The following is a 2,360-nucleotide window of genomic DNA, read 5'->3' as shown; positions in this document are numbered from 1 at the left end:
CGTGGCGTCTTCCCTGGGCGGCGGTGCTGAGACATCATGATCCGCCGTCAGCCGTTGCCGCAGGCGAAGGGGTGAGACGCATGGGCAGGCTCCGTCCGGGCCAGGGGATTCTGCGCCGCAAACCCATCGAGCACATCGAGGAGACGGAGGTCGGCGAGGGCACCCGGCTGGAGAGGTCGCTGGGGCTCTGGCAGCTCACCGCGATCGGGGTGGGCGGCATCATCGGGGCGGGCGTGTTCACGCTGGCCGGCACGGTGGCCAACGGCACGGCCGGGCCCGCGGTGCTGGTGTCCTTCCTCATCGCCGGTGTGGCGAGCGCGTGCGCGGCGCTGTCGTACGCCGAGTTCGCCGGGATGATCCCGAAGGCGGGGTCGGCCTACACCTACGGGTACGCGGTGCTCGGCGAGTTCGCGGGCTGGTTCATCGGCTGGGACCTGCTGCTGGAGTACACGGCGATCGTGTCCGTGGTGGCCATCGGCATCTCCGGCTACTTCGGCTTCCTGGTCAAGGCGATGGGCGCCGATCTGCCGCGGTGGATGCTGGGCGCGCCCGGTACCGGCGCCGGGCACCGGGTGGACCTGTTCGCGGCCGTGCTGTGTCTGCTCATCGCCTGGCTGCTGAACCTGGGCATCCGCAGCGCGGCCCGGTTCGAGACGTTCGTGGTCGCCCTGAAGGTGCTGGTGGTGCTGCTGGTGATCGGGGTGGGCGTGTTCCACATCGACACCGGCAACTACCACCCGTTCTTCCCGTACGGGATCGGCGGGGCGTTCACGGGGGCGGCCACGGTGTTCTTCGCGGTGTTCGGCTACGACGCGATGTCGACGGCGGCCGAGGAGTCCAAGGACGCCCAGCGGCACATGCCGAAGGCGATCGTCTACTCGCTGATCATCTCGATGGTGCTGTACGTGGCGGCCTGTCTGGTGCTGACGGGCATGCAGAACTACAAGGAGATCGACAAGGAGAGCGGTTTCTCCACGGCGTTCAAGTCGGTCGGCCTCGGGGCGCTGGCCGATGTGATCGCGGTCGGGGCGATCATCGGCATCCTCACGGTGATGTTCACGTTCATGCTGGGAGTGACCCGGGTGTGGTACTCGATGTCCCGGGACGGCCTGCTGCCCACCTGGTTCGCCAAGACGCACCCGACGCGGCACGTGCCGACCCGGGTGACCTGGATCGTCGGGGTGGCGTCCGCGGCCATCGCCGGCTTCGTCCCGATCGCCGAGGCGGCCGAGCTGACCAACATCGGCATCCTGCTGGCGTTCGTGGTGGTGTGCGCGGCGGTGATCGTGCTGCGCTACCGGCAGCCGGACCTGCCGCGCACCTTCCGCACGCCGGGGATGCCGGTCGTGCCCGCGCTGGGGGTGGTCTTCTCCGTCTGGCTGATCACGTTCCTGCAGTGGCAGACCTGGGTGCGGTTCGCGGTGTGGTTCGCGCTCGGCTGTGTCGTCTACTTCGGCTACTCCTACCGGCGTTCGGTGCTGGCCACCCGGCGGACCGGCGACTGATCACTCCGCCATGACCAGGCCGTCCCGGCCCGCGCCGCGGCTGAGGACCACGTCCCGGATCCGGTCGCGGGCCCCCTCCAGCTCGGCGCCCTGCGCGATGGCCCGGCCCAGATCGACCACCCGGCCGGCGTCGAGGTCGTAGAGCTGGGGGACGAACTCGGCCCGCACCACCCGCCAGGGCCCGCCCGGCCGGTCCGGCGGGGCGAAGGTGAAGCGGCCGAGCGTGGACTCGTTGCCCCGCGGGTCCTGGGCGCCCCGCGGGTCCTGGAACGGCCCGGCGATCTGGTCGCCCAGTCCGTAGACCACCCACGTCCCGTTGACCTTCTCGTACGCCTGCGGGACGTGGGCGGAGGTGCCGAGGATCAGGTCGATGTCCGGGCGGCCGTCCGTGGCCGAGGCGGTGAGGCGTCCGGCCAGGGTGAGCTGGAGCCGGTCGGGTTCGTCCTGGCCCTCGGTGCCCCAGTCCACGGAGACCACGACCACGTCGGCGCCGCCCCGCCGGGCGGCGCGGGCGTCGGCGATGATCCGGTCGGCGTCGATCAGGTTGACCGCCCAGGGCCGGCCGTCCGGCGGCGGGTTGCCCGTGGAGGAGGTGTACGACAGGTGGGCGACCCGTGCTCCCCCGGCCCGGTGGAGCACGACCGAGCGGGCCTCGGTCTCGCTGCGGGCGGTCCCGGTGTGCCGGATCCCGGCCCGGTCCAGGGCGTCCAGGGTGCGCCCGACGCCCGCTGCGCCGCCGTCCAGGGCGTGGGCGGAGGCGGTGGAGCAGCCGTCGTAGCCGGTGGCGGCGAGGTCCTCGGCGAAGCGCTCCTTGCGCAGCGGTTTGAGCAGGTAGTCCACCGCCTTGAGGTCGAA

General features: G+C 71.6%; 2 protein-coding genes. One reads left to right on the top strand and one right to left on the bottom strand.

The features are described from left to right. The first annotated feature begins 80 nt into the window (after nt 1-80). Nucleotides 81-1,505, top strand: coding sequence for an amino acid permease (locus H5J33_RS31430; RefSeq protein ID WP_181798153.1), 1,425 nt, complete (start codon nt 81-83; stop codon nt 1,503-1,505). Here the strand turns inward: H5J33_RS31430 and H5J33_RS31425 are convergent. Beyond that, nucleotides 1,506-2,360 (bottom strand): CapA family protein (locus tag H5J33_RS31425; RefSeq protein ID WP_181798152.1); only part of this gene is annotated, 855 nt, incomplete at its 5' end.

Source organism: Streptomyces sp. WELS2, from assembly GCF_013870595.1.
Lineage (GTDB): Bacteria > Actinomycetota > Actinomycetes > Streptomycetales > Streptomycetaceae > Streptomyces.
Note: the sequence above shows the minus strand (reverse complement) of the source record. Positions and strands in the feature narration are given on the sequence as shown.

Bases quoted from the DNA above. Each gene is read 5' to 3' on its own strand.
- H5J33_RS31430 (WP_181798153.1), top strand. From the start codon at position 81: ATGGGCAGGCTCCGTCCGGGCCAGGGGATTCTGCGCCGCAAACCCATC.